The sequence below is a fragment of the Streptomyces sp. GL_141 genome (assembly GCF_057834385.1).
In genome coordinates, this window is the sequence record NZ_CM174402.1 from 1,401,933 (window position 1) to 1,426,701 (window position 24,769).

General features: G+C 71.3%; 26 protein-coding genes and 1 tRNA gene. 5 read left to right on the top strand and 22 right to left on the bottom strand.

What is annotated here, in order from left to right:
• Positions 1 to 136: 136 nt before the first annotated feature.
• Complete coding sequence (locus tag AC3IX6_RS06110; RefSeq protein WP_489369218.1) at positions 137 to 1,753, top strand: CocE/NonD family hydrolase; 1,617 nt, start codon at positions 137 to 139, stop codon at positions 1,751 to 1,753.
• Positions 1,754 to 1,802: 49 nt separating this feature from the next.
• Here the strand turns inward: AC3IX6_RS06110 and AC3IX6_RS06115 are convergent, their stop codons facing one another.
• From AC3IX6_RS06115 to AC3IX6_RS06135, 5 genes are all read right to left on the bottom strand, one after another.
• A complete protein-coding gene (locus AC3IX6_RS06115; RefSeq protein WP_489369219.1) occupies positions 1,803 to 2,690 on the bottom strand; it encodes an amino acid ABC transporter permease in 888 nt (295 codons plus the stop codon).
• Positions 2,687 to 3,331 carry an amino acid ABC transporter permease gene (locus AC3IX6_RS06120; RefSeq protein ID WP_403719446.1) on the bottom strand — a complete coding sequence of 215 codons (645 nt, stop codon included), beginning with the start codon at positions 3,329 to 3,331 and terminating at the stop codon, positions 2,687 to 2,689. Before AC3IX6_RS06120 ends, AC3IX6_RS06115 begins: the two co-directional genes overlap by 4 nt.
• Positions 3,332 to 3,348: 17 nt before the next feature.
• Positions 3,349 to 4,284, bottom strand: a complete 936-nt coding sequence (locus AC3IX6_RS06125) for a glutamate ABC transporter substrate-binding protein (RefSeq protein WP_489369220.1) — start codon at positions 4,282 to 4,284, stop codon at positions 3,349 to 3,351.
• A gap of 11 nt (positions 4,285 to 4,295) precedes the next feature.
• Positions 4,296 to 5,039 (bottom strand): amino acid ABC transporter ATP-binding protein, encoded by a 744-nt coding sequence (locus AC3IX6_RS06130; protein ID WP_250740493.1) that lies wholly within the window; start codon positions 5,037 to 5,039, stop codon positions 4,296 to 4,298.
• A 125-nt stretch (positions 5,040 to 5,164) separates the two neighbouring features.
• Entirely contained in the window at positions 5,165 to 5,605 is a 441-nt protein-coding gene (locus AC3IX6_RS06135) for a DUF6278 family protein (RefSeq protein ID WP_489369221.1), read from the bottom strand.
• Between the two features lie 112 nt (positions 5,606 to 5,717).
• Between AC3IX6_RS06135 and AC3IX6_RS06140 the strand changes: the two genes are divergently transcribed.
• Entirely contained in the window at positions 5,718 to 6,614 is an 897-nt protein-coding gene (locus tag AC3IX6_RS06140; RefSeq protein WP_489369222.1) for a DUF3626 domain-containing protein, read from the top strand.
• Here the strand turns inward: AC3IX6_RS06140 and AC3IX6_RS06145 are convergent.
• The 9 genes from AC3IX6_RS06145 to AC3IX6_RS06185 form a co-directional block, all read right to left on the bottom strand.
• Positions 6,604 to 7,239: a VOC family protein gene (locus AC3IX6_RS06145; protein WP_489369223.1), complete on the bottom strand. Its 636-nt coding sequence runs from the start codon at positions 7,237 to 7,239 to the stop codon at positions 6,604 to 6,606. The two genes, AC3IX6_RS06140 and AC3IX6_RS06145, sit on opposite strands and share 11 nt — an antisense overlap.
• A 94-nt stretch (positions 7,240 to 7,333) precedes the next feature.
• A complete protein-coding gene (locus AC3IX6_RS06150; protein WP_489369224.1) occupies positions 7,334 to 8,113 on the bottom strand; it encodes an exodeoxyribonuclease III in 780 nt (259 codons plus the stop codon).
• Between the two features lie 30 nt (positions 8,114 to 8,143).
• Positions 8,144 to 8,776 (bottom strand): MBL fold metallo-hydrolase, encoded by a 633-nt coding sequence (locus AC3IX6_RS06155; RefSeq protein WP_489369225.1) that lies wholly within the window; start codon positions 8,774 to 8,776, stop codon positions 8,144 to 8,146.
• Between the two features lie 43 nt (positions 8,777 to 8,819).
• Positions 8,820 to 8,894 (bottom strand) — tRNA-Trp (locus AC3IX6_RS06160).
• Between the two features lie 45 nt (positions 8,895 to 8,939).
• A complete protein-coding gene (locus tag AC3IX6_RS06165; protein ID WP_489369226.1) occupies positions 8,940 to 9,530 on the bottom strand; it encodes a hypothetical protein in 591 nt (196 codons plus the stop codon).
• A complete protein-coding gene (locus AC3IX6_RS06170; RefSeq protein WP_489369227.1) occupies positions 9,527 to 10,690 on the bottom strand; it encodes an ROK family glucokinase in 1,164 nt (387 codons plus the stop codon). Before AC3IX6_RS06170 ends, AC3IX6_RS06165 begins: the two co-directional genes overlap by 4 nt.
• Before the next feature lie 16 nt (positions 10,691 to 10,706).
• Complete coding sequence (locus tag AC3IX6_RS06175; RefSeq protein ID WP_489369228.1) at positions 10,707 to 11,606, bottom strand: ATP-binding cassette domain-containing protein; 900 nt, start codon at positions 11,604 to 11,606, stop codon at positions 10,707 to 10,709.
• 2 nt (positions 11,607 to 11,608) lie between these two features.
• Entirely contained in the window at positions 11,609 to 12,664 is a 1,056-nt protein-coding gene (locus AC3IX6_RS06180; protein ID WP_489369229.1) for an ABC transporter permease, read from the bottom strand.
• Entirely contained in the window at positions 12,661 to 13,680 is a 1,020-nt protein-coding gene (locus AC3IX6_RS06185) for a sugar ABC transporter substrate-binding protein (RefSeq protein WP_489369230.1), read from the bottom strand. Before AC3IX6_RS06185 ends, AC3IX6_RS06180 begins: the two co-directional genes overlap by 4 nt.
• A gap of 218 nt (positions 13,681 to 13,898) precedes the next feature.
• Between AC3IX6_RS06185 and AC3IX6_RS06190 the strand changes: the two genes are divergently transcribed.
• Complete coding sequence (locus AC3IX6_RS06190; RefSeq protein ID WP_489369231.1) at positions 13,899 to 14,903, top strand: Gfo/Idh/MocA family protein; 1,005 nt, start codon at positions 13,899 to 13,901, stop codon at positions 14,901 to 14,903.
• 98 nt (positions 14,904 to 15,001) lie between these two features.
• Here the strand turns inward: AC3IX6_RS06190 and AC3IX6_RS06195 are convergent, their stop codons facing one another.
• The 3 genes from AC3IX6_RS06195 to AC3IX6_RS06205 form a co-directional block, all read right to left on the bottom strand.
• Positions 15,002 to 16,186 carry a cytochrome P450 family protein gene (locus AC3IX6_RS06195; protein WP_489369232.1) on the bottom strand — a complete coding sequence of 395 codons (1,185 nt, stop codon included), beginning with the start codon at positions 16,184 to 16,186 and terminating at the stop codon, positions 15,002 to 15,004.
• Between the two features lie 54 nt (positions 16,187 to 16,240).
• Entirely contained in the window at positions 16,241 to 17,155 is a 915-nt protein-coding gene (locus tag AC3IX6_RS06200) for a DMT family transporter (protein ID WP_489369233.1), read from the bottom strand.
• Between the two features lie 138 nt (positions 17,156 to 17,293).
• Positions 17,294 to 17,908, bottom strand: a complete 615-nt coding sequence (locus AC3IX6_RS06205) for a dihydrofolate reductase family protein (RefSeq protein ID WP_489369234.1) — start codon at positions 17,906 to 17,908, stop codon at positions 17,294 to 17,296.
• A gap of 154 nt (positions 17,909 to 18,062) precedes the next feature.
• On the opposite strand from AC3IX6_RS06205, the gene AC3IX6_RS06210 reads away from it, so the two are divergent.
• Positions 18,063 to 18,671 (top strand): SDR family NAD(P)-dependent oxidoreductase, encoded by a 609-nt coding sequence (locus AC3IX6_RS06210; RefSeq protein ID WP_489369235.1) that lies wholly within the window; start codon positions 18,063 to 18,065, stop codon positions 18,669 to 18,671.
• Between the two features lie 4 nt (positions 18,672 to 18,675).
• On the opposite strand, the gene AC3IX6_RS06215 is transcribed toward AC3IX6_RS06210, so the two are convergent.
• From AC3IX6_RS06215 to allB, 3 genes are all read right to left on the bottom strand, one after another.
• Entirely contained in the window at positions 18,676 to 19,137 is a 462-nt protein-coding gene (locus AC3IX6_RS06215) for a pyridoxamine 5'-phosphate oxidase family protein (protein ID WP_489369236.1), read from the bottom strand.
• A 153-nt stretch (positions 19,138 to 19,290) separates the two neighbouring features.
• The gene (alc, locus tag AC3IX6_RS06220) at positions 19,291 to 20,409 is read right to left on the bottom strand and encodes an allantoicase (RefSeq protein ID WP_327303516.1); all 1,119 of its coding nucleotides are present in this window, start codon (positions 20,407 to 20,409) and stop codon (positions 19,291 to 19,293) included.
• Positions 20,410 to 20,411: 2 nt separating this feature from the next.
• A complete protein-coding gene (allB, locus tag AC3IX6_RS06225; protein ID WP_489371351.1) occupies positions 20,412 to 21,746 on the bottom strand; it encodes an allantoinase AllB in 1,335 nt (444 codons plus the stop codon).
• A gap of 337 nt (positions 21,747 to 22,083) precedes the next feature.
• Here allB and AC3IX6_RS06230 point away from each other — a divergent pair, with 337 nt between their 5' ends.
• The gene (locus AC3IX6_RS06230; RefSeq protein WP_274550203.1) at positions 22,084 to 22,887 is read left to right on the top strand and encodes an IclR family transcriptional regulator; all 804 of its coding nucleotides are present in this window, start codon (positions 22,084 to 22,086) and stop codon (positions 22,885 to 22,887) included.
• A gap of 66 nt (positions 22,888 to 22,953) precedes the next feature.
• On the opposite strand, the gene AC3IX6_RS06235 is transcribed toward AC3IX6_RS06230, so the two are convergent.
• On the bottom strand, positions 22,954 to 23,646 hold the full coding sequence (locus tag AC3IX6_RS06235; RefSeq protein WP_489369237.1) for an ABC transporter ATP-binding protein: 693 nt from the start codon (positions 23,644 to 23,646) through the stop codon (positions 22,954 to 22,956).
• Positions 23,643 to 24,734: an ABC transporter permease gene (locus tag AC3IX6_RS06240; RefSeq protein WP_489369238.1), complete on the bottom strand. Its 1,092-nt coding sequence runs from the start codon at positions 24,732 to 24,734 to the stop codon at positions 23,643 to 23,645. Before AC3IX6_RS06240 ends, AC3IX6_RS06235 begins: the two co-directional genes overlap by 4 nt.
• Between the last annotated feature and the right edge of the window lie 35 nt (positions 24,735 to 24,769).

The following is a 24,769-nucleotide window of genomic DNA, read 5'->3' on the forward strand; positions in this document are numbered from 1 at the left end:
ACGCTCCCTCCCCTTCTGTGAAGTTGACCATCATTCAATCGTTACCGGCACGTAACTTACTCATGGGTTACTTCCGGTAAGCCCCTCCCGTTACCGTCGGGTCACTTTGACACCCGGCACACGCGAGGAGCGATCGATGGTCCGCACGGTCCGCACCACCAGCACCGCGACCGCCATGGCGGTCGTACTGGCAGCAGCCGCCCTGGGCCTGGCCCCCCATCAGGCCCAGGCGGCTCCCACCAGCACGACCGCCACCGTCTCGGCAGCGTCGGCGCCGTCAGCGGAGCTCCGCTTCCACGACATCCCCGGCTCCGGCGGCATCACCCTCAAGGGCAACGTCTTCACCCCGGCGGGCGCCGGGGCCGGCGCCGCCGGCTCGAAGTATCCGCTGATCGTCCTGCCGACCAGCTGGGGCATGCCGCAGATCGAATACATCGCCCAGGCCAAGAAGCTCGCCGACTCCGGCTACGTGGTGGTCAGTTACACCTCCCGCGGCTTCTGGCTCTCCGGCGGCGAGATCGAGACCGCCGGCCCGAAGGACACCGCCGACGTCTCCGCCGTCATCGACTGGGCGCTCGCGAACACCCCGGCCGACGCCGCACACATCGGCATGGGCGGGGTCTCGTACGGCGCGGGCATCAGCCTGCTGGCCTCCGCGAACGATCCGCGCATCAAGGCCGTGGTCGCGCTCAGCGGCTGGGCCGATCTCATCGAGTCCATCTACTCCGGCCGTACCCAGCACCTCCAGGCCGCCGCCCTGCTCGGCGGCGCCGGCTTCCTCACCGGACGCCCCGGCCCCGAACTCCAGCAGATCCTCGGCGACTTCCTCGGCTCGAAGCTGGACCGGGAACCGCAGATGATCGAGTGGGGCAAGAAGCGCTCGGCCGCGGAGAAGGTGGAAGCGATCAACGCCAACGGCGCCGCGATCATGCTCGGCAACGCCTGGGGCGACACCATCTTCCCGCCCAACCAATACGCGAAGTTCTTCGAGAAGCTGACCGGCCCCAAGCGCCTGGAGTTCCGCCCCGGCGACCACGCCACCGCCGAGCTGACGGGGCTCCTCGGACTGCCCAACGACACCTGGACCAACGCCCACCGCTGGTTCGACCGCTACCTCAAGGGCACGGCCAACGGGATCGACACCGAGGCCCCCGTGCAGGTCAAGCCCCGCAGCGACGGCGGGTACGAGGGCTACGCCGACTGGAAGTCGGTCGGCTCCGGCGGCGCCGAGAAGCTGATGCTCTCCGACAGCGAGCACCTCTTCACCGGCATCGACTCCGGCGCCAACGGCGGGATCGTCATGCTCTCCAGCCTGCTCGACCAGATCGCCCAGGCGCCCCCCACCGCCTCCATCCCGCTGCTCCCCCGCGCCTTCGCCGCCGTCTGGCAGTCACCGCGCTACGAAGAGGAGCGCCGCGTCCGGGGCACGGTCAGACTGCACACCACCGTCACGCCCTCGAAGTCCGACGGCACCTTCGTCGCGTACCTCTACGACGTGGGCCCGCTCGGGATCGGGAAGCTGATCAGCAACGCCCCGTACACCTTCCACGGCAAGCCGGCCGGCCAGTCCTTCGGTGTGGACCTGGAGCTCTTCTCCACGGCCTACGACGTCCCGGCCGGGCACCGCCTCGCGGTCGTCGTCGACACCGTCGACCCGCTGTACATCGAGCACAACCCGACCGGCGGGCAGCTGACCTTCTCCTCGCCGCGCACCGATCCCTCGTACGTCTCGGTGCCGCTGCGCGAGCAGTGATCCACGGCTGCTGCCGGGCCGGGTGTGGCTCTGGGGGACGCCCTCCGGATCAGATCCGGCCCGGCAGCGCCGTTCCCGGGTCGGCCGTGTCGATGTCGATGTCGACCGCCTTGGTCTTGGGGTTGCGCCGCTCGCGCCGGGCCACCCAGGTGGCGAACCAGGACAGGAGCATGCACATCCCGATGTAGATCGGGGAGATGATCATCACGACGGGGATGAAGGGCAGGTCGTAGTCGAGGTTGGAGGCGATCAGCTTGCCCGCGTGCAGGAACTCCTCGTAGGTGATCAGGTAGCCGAGCGAGGTGTCCTTCAGGGCGACCACCAGCTGGCTGATGATCGTGGGCAGCATCGCCCGGACCCCCTGCGGGGCCAGGACGTAGGTCATCACCTGGGTCTTGCGCATGCCCAGGGCGTACGCGGCCTCACGCTGGCCCTTCTCCACCGAGTTGATGCCCGTCCGGAACACCTCGGCCAGCACCGAGCCGTTGTACAGGGTCAGTCCGGCGACCAGCGCGGGCAGCGGCTGGACCTTGAGCGCGACGAAGATGAAGAAGATCATCACCAGTACCGGCATGGCCCGGAAGAACTCCACGCACAGCGTGGACAGCCAGCGCACCGGCCGGTGGACCGAGAGCCGGCCCGTCGCGAGCACCGCGCCGAGCACGAGCGAGAGCACCGAGGCGTAGGCGAAGGCCTTGAGGGTGTTCCAGAGCCCCTTGAGCAGCAGCTCCTGGATGCCTTTGTAGGTGAAGGGGCTCCACTTGGCGGAGGTGAACTGGTTCGTGTCGAAGAGCAGGTAGAGCAGCCAGCCGAGCAGCCCGAGGATGACGGCCGTCGAGGCGATCCCGTAGAAGAAGTGGCGGCGCTGGGCGCGCGGGCCCGGCAGGTCGTAGAGGGCGGTGGACTCCAGGTCACCGTGGAGCGCGTGCGCGGTCATCGGGCGACTCCGAAGCGCTTTTCGAGCACGTTGAACAGCGCGCTGATGGACAGGGTGATGATCAGGTAGCCCACCGCGATCCAGACGAAGGTCCAGATGATGCTGTAGCCCAGCTCGTTGAGGGTCTTGTACGTGCCCAGCAGCTCGGTGACGCTGAAGGCCCCGGCGATCGCGGAGTTCTTGGCGAGCGCGATCAGCGTGGAGCCGATGGGCGGGATGACGGACCGGAAGGCCTGCGGCAGTACGACGGTGCCCAGCGTCTGGCCGAAGGACATGCCGAGGCTGCGGGCCGCCTCGCCCTGGCCCTTGGGCACGGTGTTGATGCCGGAGCGCAGGGCCTCGCAGATGAAGGCCGAGGTGTAGCAGCCCAGGGCCAGCACGGCGAAGAGCTCGAAGGGCAGGACCAGACCGAAGCGCGGCAGGCCGAGCAGGACGGCGAAGAAGAGCAGGGTGAGCGGGGTGTTGCGCAGGATGGTCACCCACACGGTGCCGAAGACCCGGAAGGAGCCGACGGGGGCGACGCGGAAGGAAGCCATCAGGAAACCGAGGACCAGGGCCAGGAGGGAGGCGTAGACCGTGAGTTCCACGGTGCCGAGGAAGCCCTTCCCGTAGAGCGAGAAGTTTTCGGTGAGTACGTCCATGGCGGTGCGCTCTCCCCTCAGCTCGCCGGGTAGCGGTCGATGGCGGGCGGCGCGGGCGCCGGCTGGCCGGAGAGGCCGAGCGTGGCCTCGTAGGCCTTCTTCCAGTTGCCGTTCTTCTCGTTCTCGGCGAGTGCGTCGTCGAGGGCGAACCGCAGGGCGTTGTCGGAGCGCGGGACGCCGATGCCGTAGGGCTCCTCGGAGAAGGGCTTGCCGACCACCTTGAGCTCCTCGGGGACCTTGGCCGCGTAGCCGAGGAGGATGGAGTCGTCGGTGGAGACGGCGTCGACCTGGTAGGTCAGCAGGTTGTCCACGCAGACCGAGTACGTGTCGTAGGCGACGAGGACGGCCCGCGGGAACTCCTTCTGGAGCCGCTGGTAGGGGGTGGAACCGGCGGCCGAGCAGACCTTCTTGCCATCGAGGTCCTCGGGGCCCTTGATGTCGGTCTCCCCCTTGCGCACCAGCAGGGACTGGCCGGCCATGAAGTAGGGGCCGGCGAAGCCGACCTGCTTCTTGCGGTTGTCGTTGATCGTGTAGGTGCCCACGTAGTAGTCGATCTGGCCGTTCTGCAGGGCCGTCTCGCGGTTGGCGGAGGCGATGGTCTTGAACTCGATCGTCTTGGGGTCGAAGCCGAGCGAGGCGGACATCATCTTGGCGATCTCGATGTCGAAGCCGGAGTAGCGGCCGCTCGCGGGGTCCTTCTCCCCCATGTACGGCTGGTCCTCCTTGGCGCCGACCACGAGGTGGCCGCGCTTCTTGGCCTTCGTCCAGGTCGGGGAGTCCGGCAGCTGGAAGCCGGCCCTGACCTGGTAGACGGGCAGGTCCTCGGGCTGCGGGCCCTTGACCGGCGGACTGCCGGACTTCCCGCATCCGGCGAGGGCGCCGACGAGCAGGAGGGCCAGGGCCAGGGCGAGGGCGGCGGCGCGGGCGCGCGGGGGCTGCATCGGGTGTCTCATCGGGCCGCCCCTCAGTGCTTGAGGATCTTGGAGAGGAAGTCCTTGGCCCGGTCGCTCTCGGGGGCCGTGAAGAAGGCCTCCGGGGTCCGGTCCTCGACGATCTTTCCGTCGGCCATGAAGACGACGCGGTTGGCGGCGGAGCGGGCGAAGCCCATCTCGTGGGTGACCACGACCATGGTCATGCCCTCGGCGGCGAGCTGCTGCATGACCTCCAGCACCTCGTTGATCATCTCCGGGTCGAGCGCGGAGGTGGGCTCGTCGAAGAGGAGGGCCTTGGGGTTCATGGCGAGTGCGCGGGCGATGGCCACGCGCTGCTGCTGGCCGCCGGAGAGCTGGGCCGGGAACTTCTCGGCCTGGTTCGCGAGGCCGACCCGTTCCAGTAGCTCGCGGGAGCGCTTGTCCGCCTCCTCCTTCTTGCGCTTCCTGACCTTGATCTGGGCGAGGGAGACGTTGGCGAGGACCGTCTTGTGCGCGAAGAGGTTGAAGGACTGGAAGACCATCCCCACGTCCGCGCGGAGCGCGGCGAGCTCCTTGCCCTCGGCCGGCAGCGGTTTCCCGTCGAGCGTGATCGTGCCCGACTCGATGGTCTCCAGCCGGTTGATCGCCCGGCACAGGGTCGATTTCCCGGATCCGGAGGGGCCGATGACCACCACCACCTCCCCGCGGCCGACGGTGAGGTTGATGTCCTGGAGGACGTGCAGTTGTCCGAAGTGCTTGTTGACGTCCCGCAGCTCGATCAACGGATCGACGGCCATACGCTGCCCTGCCCACTTGTCGGTGTGTCGAGGTCAGCGCAAACTATCCAGCCGCGGAAGGGCACTTCACCGCGACACGCCTAAAAGCCGCATAAAGGCCCGCGAGGTCAGCCTTACGTGGCAGCTCAGCCTTCCGAGGCCTCGGCGTACGCCTGGCTGAGCTCGGGGGATCCCGTCATCGCCCAGGACACCCCCGACTCGACCACGTTCAGTTCGCGGCCCGAGGCGAGCCGGATCATCGGCTGCCCGTTGGGCCACACCTGCCAGGCGGCGCCCGGAACGGAGCGGATGATCACGGTCCCGAGGTAGAAGCCCGCGTCGTTGCCGAGCCACGGGGTGATCTCCGGATCCCGGCGCCAGCGCGGCATCAGCTGGTCGATCTCCTCCAACGAGCGCGGGCTCTCGTCGAGTTCGAGCCCGGCCGAGCGCGCGTGGGCGCGCAGCATCTCGCATTCCGCGAACAACTCGTTGATGCCCTCCGGATCGTCCGCGAGGGCCGCGGCGAGTCCCGCACCCCGGTCCGTTTCATGTCGGTTGATCCAGTTGGCCAGGAAAGGGATGTTCATGGGGCCAGCCTGACACCAGGATCCGCGACCGGCCATAGGACGCGCCTGAGGATCACGGGCCGCGGGGACAATCGGCGTGCACCGGACGATCACCCTGAGCGAGACTGCCACGATGAACTCCGAGGCCCCGGGCACCCCGCAGGAACGGGCCCTTCGCCATGTCACGGGGCTGTCGTCCGGCGATCCCGTCGATCCGGCCCTGCGCGTGACCGTCAACTTCCACCCGGACCGGCAGGTGCGCGGCAGGACGGTCCTGGACGCCCTGGCGCGCGAGGGCACCTACCGCTCACAGTTCGTCACGGGCGTGAGCAACGGCGGCCTGACCGCCCACCCCGGCGGTGACCGGTGGCGCTGGGAGAGCAGGATCTTCGACCGGGCCTACGACGGGGCGCCCGCCCACGAGCGGCCCGTCTACGGGGCCCTGAACTTCCGCCACAAGCCGGCCGGCGGTGCACCGCGCTTCGGATCCGCCCACTTCCGGCTGACCGCGCGATCCCTGGCACGGACCACGTTCTGCTATCCCGACAGCTTCCTCGAACCCTCGGACTTCGGTGTCGCGGCCCGCATGCCGCTGATCCGGCTGGCCGAGGCCGACGACCAGGACGACCTCGACGACTACGTCGAGGCCCAGGTCCACGGACCGGTCGAGCTGGACCGCGACGTGGAGGCGCTGGTCCTGGACCCGTGCTACCGCGGCACGGCGGTGGAGGCGGCGGCACGGCGTCTGCCCTGCGCGCTGGAGTGGCACGGCGGGTTCGGGCTCCGTGTCGGGGAGCTGCGGCTGCACCCCGGCTACCGCGGACAGGAGTACGTCGACCTGGGCGCGGCCATCGCGGTGGGCGGCAGGCTCGATCCCCGGATCATCGGGGACGCCCTGCTCGCCGGCCGCGGTGACGAGCAGGCACTCAAGAAGGTGTGGCACTGCCTCGCACGCTTCGGTGCTCCGGCCGGGCAGGACCCCGGGGCCGGACCTCCGGGCCGGGGCGGTCGGGCCCCGGTCAGATCGTGACCGGGCCGTGGGCGGTGGCGAACTCGACCGCGACCAGGCCCGGCTCCTCGTCCTCGACCCAGGTGACGTCGATCTGGTCGAGGGGGTGGTCGGCCGGTTCGCCGAGGAATTCGGCGATGGAGGCGGCGTCGCCGGCGATGGAGACCCCGTGGATGGTGGTGGAGGTGCGCGGGTCGGCGCTCGGGCGCTCCTCGGCGGGGACCGACCACTGAAGGAAGTAGGGCAGTTGCGGTTCTTCCAGCAGTTCCAGCAGGCCAATCTGCTTCCACCGCAGGTCGAACCCGTCGGGGCGGACCCGGTGGCCTTCGGCCGAGGTGCGGCCGAGGCGGGCCTCGACCGGGGCGATGTCCTCGACGGAGACCACCCAGCCGAGCCAGCCGCCGCCCTCGGCGGCGCGGCGCGCGACCGCCTGGCCGAAGGGTGCGCGGTCGGCGGCGGGGTGGTCGAGTGTGGTGACGACCTCGACGTAGGTGCCGCCGCTCAGCGGGAGAATGAAATTTCGGGTGCCGAACCGCGGATGCACGCCACCGTCGACGAACCCGGCGCCCAGGGCCGATCCGATCCACTGGACGGTCGAGACGAAGCTGTCGCGGGCCACCGCATAGGACACGTGATCAAGTCGCACCGCGTCATCATCACCCGGCGACCCGCACACATCCCGACGCCACGCCCGCCGCCCCGGCCTCGTCCGCCGTGGATTCAGCCGTGGAGCGGATCGATCAGACCTCCAGGTCGACGACGACCGGCGCGTGGTCGGAGGCGCCCTTGCCCTTGCGCTCCTCGCGGTCCACGTAGGAGTCGGTGACGGCCTTGGCGAAGGCCTCGTTCCCGTAGACCAGGTCGATGCGCATGCCCCGGTTCTTCGGGAAGGCCAGCATCCGGTAGTCCCAGAAGGTGTACGGCCGGTCGTACTTGAGCGCGCGCGGGAAGACGTCGGAGAGCCCGGCCGCCCGCAGCTGCTCCAGGGCGGCCCGCTCGGCCGGGGTCACGTGGGTGAGGCCCTCGAAGACCGCCGGGTCGTAGACGTCCTCGTCGGTCGGGGCCACGTTGAAGTCGCCGAGCACCGCGAAGGGGCGCTCCCCCGCCGCGTCCTCGGCGATGGCGGTGGACAGGACCCGGAACCACTCCAGCTTGTAGCCGTAGTGGTCGTGCTCGACCTCGCGCCCGTTGGGCACGTACACCGACCAGACGCGCACGCCGCCGCAGGTGGCGGAGATGGCGCGGGGCTCCTGGACGCCCTCGTAGTCGGGCCCGCCGGGCAGCCCCACGACCACGTCCTCCAGGCCGACCTTGGAGAGCAGGGCCACGCCGTTCCACCGTCCGGTGGCGTTGACGGCCGACTCGTAGCCCAGCGCACGGAGCTCCTCGTACGGGAACTGCTCCGCGGAGCACTTGGTCTCCTGGATGCACACGACATCCGCGGCGGAGCTCTCCAGCCAGGCCAGCAGGCGCGGCAGCCGGGCGGTGATCGAGTTGACGTTGAACGTGGCGATACGCATGCCGTCCAACCTACCGCCCGGCACCGACAGTCACAGGTCGGCGGCGTGCCCCGGGGTGAGTCGGCCGTACTCGGCGCCGCCGAGGTTGCCGATCTGGTTGGCGTAGATCGGCAGTACGAGGTCGGTCAGACCGGCGTCGTGGATGGCGAGGGTCTGGCGCGGCTTGACCTCGCGCACGTAGTCGATCACCTCGGCGATCTTGTTCCAGGGCGCGTGCACCGGGAGCATGAGGGTCTCGACGGGGGTCGCGGGCACGGTCAGCGCGTCCCCCGGGTGGAAGACGGAAGCGTCCACCAGGTAGCCGACGTTGGTGATCCGCGGGATGTCCGGGTGGATCACGGCGTGCAGCTCGCCGTGCACCTGGACGTCGAAGCCGGCCGCGGTGAAGGCGTCCCCGTGCCCCACGGTGTGGACGCGGCCCGGATAGGCGGGGGCGAGCTTCTCCGCGACGCTGCGCAGGGTCCACAGCCGCGCCGCCGGGTTCGCGTCGAGGGCGGCGCGCAGCCGGCCCTCCTCGAAGTGGTCGGGGTGCTCGTGGGTGACGAGCAGGACGTCGGCGCCGAGGCCGGCGTCCGGTTCGCTGAAGGCGCCCGGGTCGATGACGAGCACGCGCCCGTCCTTCTCCAGCTGGACGCAGGAGTGCAGCCGCTTGGTGAGCTTCATGATCCAAGGCTAGCGTCGCGGGCGCCGCTGCACGGTGGGAAGACGGAGCCGACCGGATTCGAACCGGCGTCCTCGCAGTTTTGGAGACCGCGCGCGACGACCTCTGCGCTACGGCTCCGCCCCCGGGGCGCACTGTACCCGCGGGGCAGGGGCCCGGTGCGGCTTACGGCACCGCCGTGGAGACCACGTAGACCTTGGGGTAGCTGGGTTTGCTGAGGTCGACGGTGATGTCGCGGGTGGGCCGGGGGTCCGGGGCGTCCAGGGTGGTCCCGTACCAGCTGCCCTTCGAGCCCCAGCGCCAGCCCGCGGTCGCGGTGTCGCTCGGGGAGATCGACACCCCGCGGGTCAGGTCCTCCCGGCTGGTGCCGACCTCGGCGAGGAAGGTGTCGAGCTCCTCGGGGGTGACTCCGAACTGCACGTACAGGCGGCTGGTGTGCCAGTTGTTGGTCTCCAGGTACCCGACCCGCGAGGCCTTCACCGGGATCGGGACCTCGTAGATGCTGCGCTGCACCTTGGAGGGCCAGGCGGTGCGGACCTTGGCGGCGCCGACCTTGGCGGCCTTGTCGCGGCCGCTCTGGCGGCTCTGCTGGGCGGAGACGGCGAGATAGCCCGCCGGGACGCCGACCAGCAGCAGGATGATGATCGCCGTGATCCAGCGGCGGCGCACCACGTGTTTGCGGTCCTCGGCGGGGGTGGGCGCGCCGGACCGCTCGTCGGGGGACGGGGCCTGGCGGGGCAGGGAGGGCGGTGTCACTGCTGGTCCTGGTCTTCGGGGCCGGTGGCGGTGTCGCGCCGGCCGAACTGCGCGTAGCGCTCGTACCGCTCCACGCGCCGGCGCGTGGCACGGCGGAAGCGGCGGGCGACGAGCCGGGAGAGGTCGGCGGCGCCGACCATGCCGGCCTCGGGGCCGAGCTGGGCCTTGGCGATGCGGGCCTCGGGGCGGTAGCCGCGGCCGGTGAGGTGGCGGCGGAAGGCGTCGCGGGCGGGGCCGATCAGCAGGTCGTCGGCGGCGCTGACACCGCCCCCGATGACGAAGCAGGAGGGGTCGAGGGCGGCCGCGAGGTTGGCGATGCCGACGCCGAGCCACTGGCCGATGTCCTGGAGGAGCTCGACGCACATGGCGTCGCCCTCGCGGGCCAGCTCGGTGATGAGCGGCCCGGTGATCTCGTGGACGTTGCCGCCGACCCGGGCGATGAGGTTGTACGCGACCGGGGAGTCGGCGGCGGCCAGCTCGCGGGCCTCGCGGACCAGGGCGTTGCCGGAGCTGTACTGCTCCCAGCAGCCGCGGTTGCCGCAGGGGCAGCGGTGTCCGCCGGGGACCACCTGCATGTGGCCGAACTCGCCGGCGACCCCGTAGCGGCCGCGCTTGACCTGGCCGCCTTCGAGGATGGCCCCGCCGATCCCGGTGCCCAGGGTGATCATGACCAGGTGGTCCTCGCCCCGGCCGGCGCCGAAGCGCCACTCGGCCCAGGCGGCGGTGTTGGCATCGTTGTCCACCATGACCGGGACCGCGAGCCGGGACTGGAGCGCGTCGCGCAGCGGTTCGTCGCGCCAGGCCAGGTGGGGGGCGAACAGGACGCGGGAGCGGTCGGCGTCGACCCAGCCGGCGGCGCCGATGCCCACGGCGTGCACGTCGTGCCGGTCGGAGAGGTCGAGGACCAGCTCCACGATGGTGTCCTCGACCACCTTGGGGCTCTTGGACTTGTCCGGGGTCTCGGTCCGGATCTTCTCCAGGATGACCCCGTCGGCGTCGACGACCCCGGCCATCACCTTGGTGCCGCCGATGTCGATGCCGACGGTCGGAACGCGCGGGGCGGTCAGGTGCGACCTGCGCTCACGGGTCCCGATGGTCCGCAGGACGGTGCCTCGCGCCGCCCCCCGGTGGGCGAGCGTGAAGTCCCGGTACGTGCTCATCGAGTCGTGTCGTCCCTCATGGTGCGGCGGGGCCCGCGGTGGGGCCGGATGCCGGATCGGATGGAGTGGCCGGTGGGGTGGCGGATGCGCTGTCAGGTCCTGATTCTGCCACTCGCTCCAGTTCGTGGCTCAGTTCGTCGAGCTCGGAGCCGCCCGCCATCTGCCGGGTGAGCTCGTCCAGGGTGATCGAGTCACGGGTGTGGCTGCCCGCCATGGTGCCGCGCTTGAGCAGCACGAACCGGTCCCCGACCAGGTGGGCGTGGTGCGGATTGTGCGTGATCAGGACCACGCCGAGGCCCGCGTCACGGGCCGCGGCGACGTACTTGAGGACCACCCCGGACTGTTTGACGCCGAGGGCGGCGGTGGGCTCGTCGAGTACGAGGACCTTCGCGCCGAAGTGGACGGCGCGGGCGATGGCCACGCACTGCCGCTCGCCGCCGGACAGGGTGCCGATGGGCTGGTCCACGTCGCGCAGGTCGATGCCCATGCGCAGCAGCTCGGCGCGGGTGGTCCGGCGCATGAGTTCCACGTCGAGGCGGCGGAAGGGGCCGCGGCCCTTGGTGGGCTCGGAGCCGAGGAAGAAGTTGCGCCAGACGGGCATGAGCGGGACCACGGCGAGGTCCTGGTAGACGGTGGCGATGCCGTGGTCGAGGGCGGCGCGCGGGTTGGCGAGGACGGTCTCCTCGCCCTCGATCTCGAAGGTGCCGGCGTCGTGCCGGTGCAGCCCGGCGATGATCTTGATCAGGGTGGACTTGCCGGCGCCGTTGTCGCCGAGGACGCAGGTGATCTCGCCGGCCGAGACCTCCAGGGAGACGTCCTGGAGGGCGCGGATGTTGCCGTAGTACTTGCTGACCCCGGTCAGCTTCACCAGGGCGGGGGCGGCCGCCGGGGACTTCTCGGTTCCGGTGTCGGTCATCGTCACTTCGCCTCCGCCCGCTTGCGGACCCATGCGTTGAGCAGCGTGGCCAGCAGCAGCATCGCGCCGAGGAAGAACTTGAACCAGTCCGGGTTCCACTGGGCGTACACGATGCCGTTGCTGGTCATGCCGAAGATGAAGGCGCCCACGGCGGAGCCGATGGCCGAGCCGTAGCCGCCGGTCATCAGACAGCCGCCGATGACGGCCGCGATGATGTAGAGGAACTCGTTGCCGACGCCCTCGCCCGACTGGACCACGTCGAACGAGAAGAGGATGTGCTGCCCGGAGATCCAGGCGCACAGCGCGACGCCCATGTACAGGCCGATGCGGGTCTTCACGACCGGCACGCCGGTCGCGCGGGCCGCGTCCGCGCCGCCGCCGACGGCGAAGATCCAGTTCCCGGCGCGGGTGCGCAGCAGGATCCAGGTGGCCACGGCGACCAGGACCAGCCACCACAGGATGGTGACCTTGAGGGTGACCGAGCCGAAGGTCCACTGCGAGGCGAAGAGCGCGCGGGCGGAGGAGAAGCCCTCCATGTCGGCGATGGTCTTCGTGGAGACCGAGCCGCTGATCAGCTTGGTGAAGCCGAGGTTCAGGCCGGTCAGCATCAGGAAGGTGCCGAGCGTGATGATGAAGCTGGGCAGTTTCGTGCGGGTCAGCATGAAACCGTTGAAGAACCCGATCCCCAGGGTGACCAGCAGCGATACGAGGACGCCCACCCAGACGTTGGCGGTCATCTGGTAGCTGAACATCGAGCTGAGCAGCGCCGACGAGGTGACCATGACACCGGCGGACAGGTCGAACTCGCCGCCGATCATGAGCAGGGCCACCGGGACGGCCATGATGCCGATGGTGGAGGCCGAGTACAGGATCGTGCTCAGGCTGGAGGCCCGCAGGAAGCTGTCGGCGGCGAAGGAGAAGAAGACGAAGACGGCGGCCGCCCCGACCACCGCGCCGAGCTCGGGCCGGCCGAGCAGGCGGCGCAGCAGCGAGGTGGGTGCGAGCCGCTCGTCGCGCGGGGCGGGGGCGGGGGCCTGGGTGGTGGTGCCGGTGCTCATCGGCTGCCCCGGTTGATGAACTTCTCCAGCGTGGCCGCCTCGGTGCCCGTGACGATCTGCGGCCCGGTGAGCACCGGGCGGCCGCCGCCGAGCACGTCGGCGTTGTAGCGGTAGAGCCAGAGCAGGTCCACGGCCTCGTAGCCCTGGAGGTAGGGCTGCTGGTCGACGGCGAATCCGAGGGCGCCGGACTTCAGGTCGCGGGCCACGGAGGCGTTCAGGTCGAAGGTGTCGACCTCGGCCTTGCTGCCCGCCGCGTCCTTGGCCTTGACGGCCGTGGGGGCGAAGGGCGCGCCGAGGGTGACGATCGCGTCGACGGAGGGGTCGGCCTGGAGCTTGGCCTGGAGGGCGGCCTGGACGGACGGCATGTTGGTGCCCTCGACGTACAGGTTCTCCATGGTCCCGCCGGACTCGCCGAAGGTCTTCTTCGCTCCGGCGCAGCGCTGCTCGTGGCCGACGTTGCCCTGTTCGTGCAGGACGCAGACGGCCTTCTTGCGGCCGCGCTTGCCCAGCTCGGTGCCGACCGCCTCGCCGGCGATCTCCTCGTCCTGGCCGATGTGGGTGAGCGCCCCGTACGCGGCGGACTGGGCGGATCCGGAGTTGACCGTGATCACCGGGATGCCGGCCTTGACGGCCTTGGCGAGGACGTCCTTGAGCGCCTCGGGTTTGGCGAGGGAGACGATCAGCCCGTCGACCTTCTGGTCGATGGCGTTCTGGACGAACTGGGCCTGCTGCTGTGCCTGGTCGTCGTGGGCGTAGACGAAGTTGATGTTGTCCTTCGCCGCGGCCTCCTTGGCGCCCTTCTGCACGATGTCCCAGAAGGTGTCGCCGTCTCCCGCGTGGGTGACCATCGCGAAGGTCCAGCGCGGGGTGGAAACGGCGGGCCGGCCCGCCGCCTCGGCCTTCGCGCGGTCCTCGGCGCGCTTGCCGCCCGTACTGCTGCAGCCCACGAGGGAGGCACCCAGTACCGCCGCGAGCACCGCGCCCACGAGGCGTACCCCTGTCCGAACCCTAGCCACGTCTGCCCGTGCCTTTCGCTTGTCGGGTCGCTTGCCGGGCCCTTCCGCGAGCGCTGTCCCGCCGCGGTGCCCGGTCGCCGAAACGGTCATATGTTTCACGCCGCAGCCGCCCAGTATCCGTCACAGTGCACCATGCAAGGTCATCGGGGCCATTGCGGAACGTGCCGGACACAGCGGGACAGATTGACAGCTCCCCCGGACGGGGTCAGGTTGAGTGCATGCGCATCGGGCTCATCGGAACGGGCCGGATCGGTTCCTTCCACGCGGCGGCACTGGCCCGGCAGGCGGACGCGAGCTCGCTGCTGCTCGCCGACGCCGACCCCGCGCGGGCGGTGCGGCTCGCCGACCGGCTCGGGGCCACCGCCGCGCCCACCGTCGAGCAGATCTTCACCTGGGGCGTGGACGCCCTGGTGGTGTCCTGCGCCACCGAGGGGCACGCGGACCTCGTCGTACGGGCGGTCCGCGGCGGGCTGCCGGTGTTCTGCGAGAAGCCGGTCGCCCCGGACCTGGAGCGCACCCTGACGGTGCTGCGCGAGGTGGCGGCGGTCGGCGGGGTGCTCCAGCTCGGCTTCATGCGCCGCTTCGACGCGGGCTACACGACGGCGCGCGAGCTGGTCCGCTCCGGGGCCCTGGGCCGGCTGCACACCGTACGGACCACGACCGCGGACCCCTCGCCGCCGAACGCCGCGTACCTGCGGACCTCGGGCGGGCTGTACCGGGACTGCCTGGTGCACGACTTCGACATGGTCCGCTGGGTGACGGGGCGCGAGGTGCGCGAGGTGTACGCGACCGGGTCGGACGCGGGGCCGCCCGCGTTCCGGGAGGCGGGCGACATCGATACGGCCGCCGCCGTCCTCACCCTGGACGACGGGACGCTGGTCTCCAGTACCGGTACGCGGTGCAACGGCGCCGGGTACGACGTACGGATGGAGCTGGCCGGGGAGCTGGACCAGGTCTCCACCGGGCTGGACGACCGTACGCCGATCGCCTCGACCGAACCGCAGGGCCCGCCCCCGGCGACCAAACCGTGGCCGGGGTTCCTGGAGCGCTTCGCCCCCGCCTACGAGGCCGAGCTGGCGGCCTTCGTCCGGCTGGTGTGGGGCGACGGCCCCAACCCGTGCGACGGGGTCGAGGCGCTCGCCGCGTTCCGGGTGGCGGAGGCCTGCGAGCTCTCGCGGCGCGAGCGGCGCCGGGTGGCCCTGGAGGAGCTCCCGGACCTCTGAGGCCCGTATCCGGGCAGTCCGGGCACCCGGGGTCCCCAAGCCGGCCGACCCGGCCGCCCCGCCCGTTGCTGCCGTCCCGCGGCTCCCGCGCACGCCCGCTACCAGCGCACCGGGTGGCGGGTCGTTCCCCGGACCAGGGTCCCGGGGGCCCATTCCAGGACGGCCGGCTCCTCCCGGAGGTCCGGGAAGCGCTCCACCAGGGACCGGATCGCGATCCGGCCCTCCAGCCGGCCGAGCGGGGCGGCGACGCAGTGGTGGATGCCGTGTCCGAAGGCGATGTGCCCGCCGCGGCCGGGGCGGCGGATGTCGAAGGTCTCGGGGCGGTCGAAGCGGGCGGGGTCCCGGTCGGCCGCGGCGAGGCAGACGAGCACGGCGGAACCCGCCTCGATGAAGGTGTCGCCGATCTCCAGGTCCGTGCCGGCGAAGCGGAACGTGGCCGTCTCCACCGGGCCGTCGTAGCGCAGGATCTCCTCGACGGCGCCGTCGATCAGTCCGCCGGGGTCGGCGCGCAGGGCGGCGAGCTGGTCGGGGTGGGTGAGCAGCGCCCGCATCCCGTTGGAGATCAGGTGCACGGTGGTCTGGTGCCCGCCGACCATCATCACGACGGCCATGGCGACCAGCTCCTGCCGGGAGAGCCGGTCTCCGTCGTCCCCCCGGCTGGTCGCCCAGTCGCTGAGCAGGTCCTGGCCGGGGCGGGCGATCTTGGCGTCGACGAGCTCGGCCGTGTAGGAGGTCATGGCGCGCACGGCCGCGTTCTCGGCCTCGACCCCGGTGGGCGAGACCATCTCGGTGATCCAGCCGTGGAAGGCGCCGCGGTCGGCCTCCGGAACCCCGAGGAGCTCGCAGATCACGGTCATGGGCAGCGGCTGGGCGAAGGCCTCGATCAGGTCGGCGCGGCGCCCGGGGAGGGCCTCCATGGCGTCGAGCAGTCCGTCGACGATCTCCTGGACGCGCGGGCGCAGTCCCTCGATCCGGCCGGAGGCGAAGGAGCGCGAGACGTGCCGGCGCAGCCGGGTGTGGTCGGGCGGGTCGGCGCGCATCATGTTGGCGCTCGCCTCGGTCTGCGCCCGGTCCGTGTAGAGCCCGGAGGTCAGCCAGTTCTTGGACACCGCGGGGTGGGTGAGGGCCTGGCGGGCCTCCTGGTGACCGACGATCAGCCAGACCTCCTGGCCGTCCGCCGCCTTCACCCGGTGGACGGGCCCCTCCGCACGCATGCGCGCGTAGTGGGGGTACGGGTTCTCGTTGAAGTCTTCGGCGATCGTACTGAGGTCCAGAACGGGCATGTCGCCACCCTAGACCGGGAGTTGATCGGTCCCGAGCGGCTTTCGGCCATTCGTTCAGCCAGCCGCGCGACGCCCCCAGGCGGTACCCGCGAGCACCAGGGCGACCCCCGCGAAGCCGGCCGCGCCGAGCCGCTCGCCGCCGAGGGCGATGCCCGCCGCGGCGGCCCAGAGGGGTTCGGTGCCGAGCAGCAGGCTGACCCGCGAGGGCGAGGTGCGGCGGACGGCCCACATCTGCACGAAGAAGGCGAACAGGGTGCAGAAGACGGAGAGGAAGGCGAGCCCGGCCCACTCGGCCGCGCCGAAGTCGGCGGCGGCCGCCCAGGGGCTCGCCCCGGTGCCGGGCAGCAGGGCCAGTACGGCGAACACGGCGACGGCGGTCCCGAGCTGGACGGTGGTCAGGGAGAGCGAGTCGGCTTCCTGCACGGCCTTGATCCGGGCCATGAGCAGGACGTGCGCCGTCCGGGCGAGCGCGGCGCCGAGGATGAGGAGGTCGCCGAGGCTCGGGGTGGTGAAGCCCGCCCCCTGGGTGAGCAGCACGACTCCGCTGACGGAGACGGCCGCGGCGCCGAGGAAGGCGGGCGAGGGGGCTTCGCGCCGGACGGCCGACTCGGCGAGCGGGGTGAAGATCATGGTCAGGCTGATGATGAGCCCGGCGTTGGTGGCGGAGGTGTGGACGACCCCGTAGGTCTCCAGCAGGAAGATTCCGCCGAGTACGAGTCCCAGGATCCCGGCGCCGCGCAGCTGGGCGGGGGTGAGCGCGCGCAGCTTGCGCCGGCCGGCGACGGCGAGGACGGGCAGGACCAGCGCGAAGCGCAGGACGAGCACCGCGATCACGGTGTGCGTGGTGGTGACGCCCTTGGCGGCGAGGTAGCTGCCGCCCCAGACGACGGCGACGAGCAGGACCGGCAGATCCGCGAGCCAGGCCCTGCGGGGGGCGGCGACGGGTGCGGGGGCGGCGATGGTGGACACCGGTTCTCCAACGGCAGAAGGCAGGTGGAGACTTCGGCGGCTCGCACGGGGGGCGAGCCCAAGCTACCCGAGCATGATCGGCCGGTCGAGCCTTTTGATCCCGGGCCGGCCCACCCGCGGGCGGGCCGGGGCCCCGCGTCACTCGAAGGTGCCGAACGCGGCGCGCCCCTTCGGCCGGTAGCTGTGGATGGCCGTGCCGGCCGAGGTGGTGCGGGAGCCCGTCAGCTCGAAGGCCGTCGGCAGCCCGCCCGTCGGGAACAGCCGCCGCCCGCCGCCCAGGAAGACCGGGAAGACCAGCAGGTTCAGCTCGTCCACCAAGTCCCGCGCGAGCAGCCACTGCGCCAGGGCGCCGCTGCCGTGCACCTGCAGTTCCCCCTCGGTGGCGTCCTTGACCCGTACGACCTCGCTCTGCAGCTGCTCCCCGTCGATCGCGGTGGCGGGGCCCCAGGCGGGCTCCTTGAGCGTGGTCGAGGCCACGTACTTGGGCAGCCGGTTCAGCCTGCTCGCGACCGGGTCGGCGGGGTCGTCGTGCTGCGGCCAGTACGAGGCGAAGATCTCGTAGGTCCGGCGCCCGAGGAGGAAGGCCCCGGCCCGGTCGAAGACCTCGGTGATGAACTCCCCCATGCCCTCGTCGGCGAAGGGCACGAGCCACCCGCCGTACGCGAACCCGCCGCTGGGGTCCTCCTCCGGGCCGCCCGGGGCCTGCATCACGCCGTCGAGGGTCAGGAAGGTGGTGAGGGTCAGCTTTCCCATAGCACTGCGCTCCTTGGCTCCGGTACGTGCACTGTCACGGGTTCAGACTCCCGGGCCGCCGCGAACTCATCGCTCCGGCGCGCGCGAACGCGATGTCCGATTCCCGCCAGCGCCGTTGCTCCCCGGAGGATTTCATTGAACTCGCAACCAACCGATGCGGGAGGAAGACAAGATCGAGGCGCTCGGTCGGCGCGGCCTGGCCCTGCGGGCCGACGCGGGGGACGCCGAACGGGCCGCCGGGGCGGTGGAGGAGACCGTACGCGGCCTGGGCCGGCTCGACGTCCTGGTGAACAACGCCGGGGTGGGCGTGCTCGGACCGCTGGAGGGGCTGACCACCGCGGACGTGGACCGGGTCCTCTCGGTCAACGTCCGGGGCACCTTCCTGGCCTCCCGGGCCGCGGCCGGCCGGATGGGCCGGGGCGGACGGATCATCACCATCGGCAGCTGCATGACCCAGCGGGTGCCGGGCCCGGGCGGCACCCTGTACGCGATGAGCAAGGCGGCGCTGACCGGCCTGACCAAGGCCCTCTCACGTGAGCTCGGCGAGCGCGGGATCACCGCGAACCTGGTCCACCCGGGCCCGGTGGACACCGACATGAACCCGGCGGACGGCCCCTACGCCGCACCGCAGTCGGCCATGACGGCCCTGGGCCGCTTCGCCACCCCGGAGGAGGTGGCCGCCATGGTGTCCTTCCTCGCGGGACCGGACTCCGGCTACGTCACGGGCGCCGAGTTCTCGGTGGACGGCGGCCACGCGGCGTAGGCCGTCAGGGAAACGGCAGCCAGCGGCCCTGCTTCATCAGGTCGCGTCCGGCGATCTCGTTCACCTCGCGCCAGGCCTGGATCCACACGGGCGTGATCCGGAAGTACGGGTAGGGCGTCTTGAGGGCGCTCGGGTCGAAGCCGGAGTGCGCGGCGAAGGCCTCGATCTCGCCGGGCGCGAGGTCCGCCGCCTCCAGCCGGGTCGCGGTGCCCTCGACGAGGACCACGTCGCGGGTGGCGCCGAAGGCCAGCCGGGCCCGGCCGCCGTCGGCGAGGTTGCGGCCGGTGGGCAGGGTGCGCCCGGTCGACAGCAGGAACGTCGCGCCGTCCCACCGGAACGAGAGGGGCACGAGGCACGGGACGCCCTCGGCGTCCGCGGTGGCGACCCAGACGTCGACGTCCTTCTCGAACCTGGCCAGCGTGTCCTCGTACCGCCGGCGCATCGTGCGCGGTGCACCGTCCGTCATCGTCCGCCCCCCGGGTGTCTGCCGTAACGGCAGGGTAGCGGCCCGCGCACGCGGGAACGCCCGCAGGGGCGCACCGTCGAAACGGTGCGCCCCTGCGGGGTGTTCGCGCATGCCCCGGGGGTGTCGGCCCCCGGGGCGGTCACGAGGGTGGCGTCAGCCGCCCAGCTCCTGGTGGCGGGCGGTGTGCGCGGCGGTGCCGGCCTCCGTCAGCGCACCGAAGAGGCGCAGGCGGGAGAAGCCGCCGTCCGGGAAGATGTCGATGCGCACGTGCGTGCCGACCGCCGGGGCGTCGAGCACGAAGCGGTGGTTGGTGTCGGGCTGCAGGCGGGTGCGCGGCAGGAACTCCGTCCACTCGCCCTCCTCGCCCGTCTTGATCGACAGCGAGGCCCAGCCGGCCGAGTTGCCCTTGAGGTACGCGGTGTCGATCTCGACGGCGCGGATCTCGGACTCGGCGACGAGCTGGTAGCGGATCCAGTCGTTGCCGTTGTCGCGGCGACGGGCGGTCTCCCAGCCGTCGTCCATCTTGCGGGAGCGGCCCGGGTTGATGGTGTTGGTCGGCGGGGAGTAGAAGCGGTTGGAGGCGTCCTGGACGGAGCCGCCGTTCTCCAGGGCCACCACGTCGAAGGAGCCGAGCGCCGCGAGCCACTTGGGGTCGGGTACGACCTCGCCGTAGACGCGCAGGCGGGCGATGCCGCCGTCGGGGTGCTGGTTCACGCGCAGGTGCGTGAAGCGCTGCTCGACGTCGATCTCGAAGCCGTTGGCCGCGTGGCCGCCGACCGGGGTGCGGGCGACGATGGTCGTCCACTTGATGTCGTCGCCCTGGAGCTCCGCCGGGGTCGGCGCGAGGGCGCCTTCCCAGTTGGTGGCCTCGACGGAGACGGCCTGCGGCATGTTGCCGCGGAAGTGGGCGGTGTCGACGACGATGCCGCGGATGACGCCGGGGGCGCCCAGCCGGACGAGCGCCCAGTCGTGGTCCTCGGGGGTCGGCCAGGGCTGGGTGGCGGAGATGCCGCGGCGGCGGCGGGTCTCCCAGCCGTCCATGACCTTGCCCTTGTGGCCGAAGTCCTCGGGGTCGAAGTGCGCGGCCTCGGAGATCAGCAGGTTCTCGCGCTGGGCGAAGAACTCGTCGTTGGCCTCGATGACACCGGCGCCGAGCTCACGGGCGGCGAGGTTCGCGTACTGGGTGAACGGGAAGTCCGCGCTGCGGTAGTCCGCGTACGGGTCGCCGCCTCCGTACGGGTTCGCGTTGCCGGTGAAGGATTCAATCGCCACTGTCAGTTCTGCCTTTCAAGGAGTCGGCCGGTGGGCTCGGACGGGGTGCCGTGGTCGGCGATCTGCGTGCCGCGCAGCCAGGTGGACTTCACGACGCCGTGCAGGGTCTTGCCCGCGTACGCCGTGACCTGGTTGCGGTGGTGCAGTTCCGCGGGGTCCACGGTGAAGGTCTCTTCGGGGGCCAGCACGGCGAAGTCGGCGTCGCGGCCGGCCTCGATCGCGCCCTTGCTCGCCAGACCGGCGAGGGCGGCCGGGGCGGCGGACATCCAGCGGACGACGTCCTCGAGGGTGCGGCCGCGCTTCTTCGCCTCGGTCCAGATGGCCGGAAGGCCCAGCTGGAGGGAGGAGATGCCGCCCCACGCGGTGGCGAAGTCGCCGGTCTTGAGGTCCGCGGTGGAGGGGGAGTGGTCGGAGACGATGCAGTCGATCGTGCCGTCGGCGAGCGCGTCCCACAGGACGTCCTGGTTGGCGGACTCGCGGATGGGCGGGCAGCACTTGAACTCGGTGGCGCCGTCCGGGACTTCCTCGGCCGTCAGGGTGAGGAAGTGCGGGCAGGACTCGACGGTGATCTGCACGCCCTCGGCCTTGGCCGCGGCGATCAGCGGCAGCGCGGAGGCGGAGGACAGGTGCAGGACGTGGACGCGCGCGTTCAGTCGCTTCGCCTGGTCGATCAGGTTCTGGATCGCGGTGTTCTCGGCGTCCTGGGGGCGGGAGGCCAGGAAGTCGGCATACTTGGGGCCCGCGTTCTGCGGCGCGGACTCCAGGTGGTGCGGGTCCTCGGCGTGCACGATCAGCAGGCCGCCGAAGCCGGTGATCTCGGCGAGCGAGGCGGCCAGCTGCTCCTGGTCGAGGAGGGGGAACTCGTCGACGCCGGAGGGCGACAGGAAGCACTTGAAGCCGAAGACGCCGGCGTCGTGCAGCGGGCGCAGGTCCTTGACGTTGTCCGGCAGGGCACCGCCCCAGAAGCCGACGTCCACGTGCGCCTTGGTCCGGGCCACGTCCTGCTTGACCACCAGGTTGGCGGTGGTCGTGGTCGGCGGCAGGGAGTTGAGCGGCATGTCGAGGATGGTGGTGATGCCACCGGCCGCGGCGGCGCGGGTGGCCGTCCAGAAGCCTTCCCACTCGGTACGACCGGGGTCGTTCACGTGGACGTGGGTGTCGACCAGGCCGGGGAGGAGCACGTCGTCGCCGAAGTCCTCCAGCCGGGCACCGGCCGGTACGTCGGCCTCGTACGGCAGCACGGCCGCGATCTTCCCGCCGGCGACGGCCACCGAAGCGGCACGCGTCCCCTCGGGGGTGATGACGCGCGTCGAGCGCAGTACCAGTTCCACAGCCAGGTCGGACACCGGAACCTCCCCATCTACTTCCACAGAGCGAAATTCAACGTTCTGTTGACGGAGTCTTCACGTCGATCCGGAACCAGTCAAGAGCGCCCGGACGGACCACTGACGGCGGCGTATCGCAATTGGAGGTTTCCACAGGATGGAATTAAGATTTCGCTATGCAGAATGTAGCTACCACCACCAGGAACCGGACCGGTAACTTCCCGGGGACCTCCGCCACCAGGACAAACCGCCTCTGACCGGCGGGGACGGCATTGCCCCGGCTCTAGGGCCGACGCAGACCGACCGGTAGGCTGCTTGCTTGCCTGCCAGCACCGAAAGGACCGCGCCCGTGCCGACGTCCAGCGCCAGCACCACCGACGCCTCCACCAAGCCCACCGCCGCCAGCGGTGGCGTCCAGTCCCTTGAGCGCGCCTTCGATCTGCTCGAACGCATGGCCGATGCCGGGGGCGAAGTCGGCCTCAGCGAGCTCTCCGCCGCCAGCGGTCTGCCGCTGCCCACCATCCATCGCCTCATGCGCACCCTCGTGGCGTGCGGCTATGTCCGGCAGCAGCCCAACCGACGGTACTCCCTCGGACCCCGGTTGATCCGCCTCGGCGAGTCCGCGTCGCGGCTGCTGGGCACCTGGGCCCGCCCCTACCTGGCGCGTCTGGTGGAGGAGACCGGCGAGACCGCGAACATGGCCCTGCTCGACGGGGACGAGATCGTCTACGTCGCCCAGGTGCCGTCCAAGCACTCGATGCGCATGTTCACCGAGGTCGGCCGCCGGGTGCTGCCGCACTCCACCGGCGTGGGCAAGGCGCTGCTCGCCTACACCCCCGCGGACGAGGTACGGGCGCTCCTCTCGCGCACCGGGATGCCGGCCGCGACCGAGAAGACCATCACCACCCCCGAGGGCTTCCTGGAGGCCCTGGAGGTCGTCCGCCGGGTGGGCTACGCCGTCGACGACAACGAGCAGGAAATAGGAGTCCGCTGCCTGGCGGTCTCCGTGCCGAACTCGCCGACCGCCGCCGCGATCTCCATCTCCGGCCCGGCCGGCCGGGTGACCGAGGCCGTCGCCGAGTCCTTCGTGCCGATCCTCCAGGGCGTCGCGGCCGAGCTGTCGGTGGCCCTGCAGAGCCAGAACCCCGCGTAGGGGACCCGCGTACGGGAAAGGCCCCGGCACCCCTTCGAAGGGGTGCCGGGGCCTTCCTCGTAGGTTCTACGGGGCCGGGACGGGCTCCGCGCCCTGCGTCAGACGGCCGTCCGTCATCGTCGCCGTGGCGTCCATCCGCTCCAGGTGCGCGTGGTCGTGGGTGACCAGCACGGTGGCGGTGGAGCGCTCCCGGGTGAGGGTGACCAGCAGGTCCAGGATCGCGGCGCCGCGCTCGTGGTCGAGGGCGCTGGTCGGCTCGTCGACCAGCAGCACGGCGGGCTCGTTCATCAGGGCGCGGGCGATGTTGATCCGCTGGCGCTGCCCCCCGGAGAGCTGGTGCGGCCGCTTGTCGGCCTTGTCGGCCAGTCCCACCGCGTCCAGCAGCTCCAGGGCCCGCCGGCGCAGGGCCCGCGCGGGCCGGCCCGAGAGGTGGGCCATCACCTGGAGCTGTTCGGCGGCGGTGAGCGAGGCCAGCAGGTTCGGCTGCTGGAAGACGATGCCGATCTTCTCCCGGCGCAGCGCCGACTTCTCGCCCGCGCCGAGCGTCGAGGTGTCCTGCCCGGCGACGACCACCCGACCCGCGTCGGGCGTGACGAGGGTGGCGGCGACCGCCAGCAGGCTGGACTTCCCGGAACCGGAGGGGCCGACCACCGCCGTCAGGGTGCCCGCGGGCACCTCCAGGCCGACCGCGTCCAGCGCCGTGAGGCGGCCGTCGCCGTCCGGGTAGGTGAGCGTGACGTCGTGCACGAGCAGGGTCATCGGGCGCTCCCGAGAGCGGTCAGGGGGTCGACGGCGGTGATCCGCCGGATGGACAGGGCGGCGCCCAGCGCGCCGAGCGCGATCATGACGGCGGCCGGGACCAGCACGGTCGCGGCGTCGAGCACGAAGGGCACGTCCCCGCCGCTGATCAGCGCTCCGAAGCCGGCCGCGAGCGCGGTGCCCGCACCGGTACCGAGCGCCAGCATCACCACGGCCTGCCCGAGGGCGTCCTTGAGGAGGTACGGGGTGGAGGCACCCAGCGCCTTCAGCACGGCGATGTCCCCGCTGCGCTGGATGGTCCACACCGTGAAGAAGGCTCCTATGACGAGGGCCGAGATGGCGAAGAGGAACCCGCGCATCAGCTGGAGCGAGCCGTTCTCGGAGGTGTAGGAGCCGATCGCGCCGAGCGCCTCGTCGACGGTCTGCGCCTTGGTGGCGGTGGCCTCGTCACCGGCCGCCCAGTCGACTCCGTCCTTGCCGTCCAGGGCCACGACGGTGGCGAGGGTGTCGATGGAGGTGCCGGGGTTCCCGATGCGCTGCCAGTCGTTGAGGTCCATCCAGACGACGGGGGTGTGGCTGTAGGCGGCGGTGCCGGAGACGGCGGCCACCGTCATCTCGACCTGGCCGATCCGGAGCTTGGCTCCGGCGGTCAGCCCGCCGAGCTCCTTGGCGGCCTTCTCCGTGAGGACCACCCCGCCCTGGGTGAGCCCGCTCCCCCGGGGTGCGAGGGGGCCCGCCGGATCCACACCGAAGACGGACACGGCCGCCGTGCGCTCACCCGAGACGACGTTGGTGGTGCGGATGCCCAGCGGCTGCGCCGAGGTCACCCCGGGCTGCTCCCGCCAGGCCAGCCAGGCCTTCTCGGGCACCTGGGAGTTGGTGAAGGAGACCTTCTGGTCCCCGGCGGGCGCGGCGAACGCGAGGCGGGTGGTGGCGGGCAGGCCGGTGATGGCCGAGATGTTCTCCCGGGCCAGGCCCGCGGTGAGCCCGGACAACAGGCCGACCAGCAGCGTGATCAGCAGTACGACCGAGCCCATCAGGGCGAAGCGGCCCTTCGCGAACCGTAGATCTCTCCATGCGACGAACATGTTCCCCACCTTGGTCTTCCGCGTGGACACAAGGC

What these genes read in the sequence shown, in the direction of transcription:
- AC3IX6_RS06195 (WP_489369232.1), bottom strand. Translation starts at nt 16,186, where the DNA reads ATGCCCGTTCTGGACCTCAGTACGATCGCCGAAGACTTCAACGAGAAC.
- AC3IX6_RS06170 (WP_489369227.1), bottom strand. Translation starts at nt 10,690, where the DNA reads ATGAGCACGTACCGGGACTTCACGCTCGCCCACCGGGGGGCGGCGCGA.
- AC3IX6_RS06180 (WP_489369229.1), bottom strand. Translation starts at nt 12,664, where the DNA reads ATGAGCACCGGCACCACCACCCAGGCCCCCGCCCCCGCCCCGCGCGAC.
- AC3IX6_RS06205 (WP_489369234.1), bottom strand. Translation starts at nt 17,908, where the DNA reads ATGGGAAAGCTGACCCTCACCACCTTCCTGACCCTCGACGGCGTGATG.
- AC3IX6_RS06240 (WP_489369238.1), bottom strand. Translation starts at nt 24,734, where the DNA reads ATGTTCGTCGCATGGAGAGATCTACGGTTCGCGAAGGGCCGCTTCGCC.
- AC3IX6_RS06140 (WP_489369222.1), top strand. Translation starts at nt 5,718, where the DNA reads ATGAACTCCGAGGCCCCGGGCACCCCGCAGGAACGGGCCCTTCGCCAT.
- AC3IX6_RS06135 (WP_489369221.1), bottom strand. Translation starts at nt 5,605, where the DNA reads ATGAACATCCCTTTCCTGGCCAACTGGATCAACCGACATGAAACGGAC.
- AC3IX6_RS06125 (WP_489369220.1), bottom strand. Translation starts at nt 4,284, where the DNA reads ATGAGACACCCGATGCAGCCCCCGCGCGCCCGCGCCGCCGCCCTCGCC.
- AC3IX6_RS06130 (WP_250740493.1), bottom strand. Translation starts at nt 5,039, where the DNA reads ATGGCCGTCGATCCGTTGATCGAGCTGCGGGACGTCAACAAGCACTTC.
- AC3IX6_RS06235 (WP_489369237.1), bottom strand. Translation starts at nt 23,646, where the DNA reads ATGACCCTGCTCGTGCACGACGTCACGCTCACCTACCCGGACGGCGAC.
- AC3IX6_RS06150 (WP_489369224.1), bottom strand. Translation starts at nt 8,113, where the DNA reads ATGCGTATCGCCACGTTCAACGTCAACTCGATCACCGCCCGGCTGCCG.
- AC3IX6_RS06190 (WP_489369231.1), top strand. Translation starts at nt 13,899, where the DNA reads ATGCGCATCGGGCTCATCGGAACGGGCCGGATCGGTTCCTTCCACGCG.
- AC3IX6_RS06155 (WP_489369225.1), bottom strand. Translation starts at nt 8,776, where the DNA reads ATGAAGCTCACCAAGCGGCTGCACTCCTGCGTCCAGCTGGAGAAGGAC.
- AC3IX6_RS06115 (WP_489369219.1), bottom strand. Translation starts at nt 2,690, where the DNA reads ATGACCGCGCACGCGCTCCACGGTGACCTGGAGTCCACCGCCCTCTAC.
- AC3IX6_RS06120 (WP_403719446.1), bottom strand. Translation starts at nt 3,331, where the DNA reads ATGGACGTACTCACCGAAAACTTCTCGCTCTACGGGAAGGGCTTCCTC.
- AC3IX6_RS06215 (WP_489369236.1), bottom strand. Translation starts at nt 19,137, where the DNA reads ATGACGGACGGTGCACCGCGCACGATGCGCCGGCGGTACGAGGACACG.
- AC3IX6_RS06175 (WP_489369228.1), bottom strand. Translation starts at nt 11,606, where the DNA reads ATGACCGACACCGGAACCGAGAAGTCCCCGGCGGCCGCCCCCGCCCTG.
- AC3IX6_RS06210 (WP_489369235.1), top strand. Translation starts at nt 18,063, where the DNA reads ATGCGGGAGGAAGACAAGATCGAGGCGCTCGGTCGGCGCGGCCTGGCC.
- AC3IX6_RS06110 (WP_489369218.1), top strand. Translation starts at nt 137, where the DNA reads ATGGTCCGCACGGTCCGCACCACCAGCACCGCGACCGCCATGGCGGTC.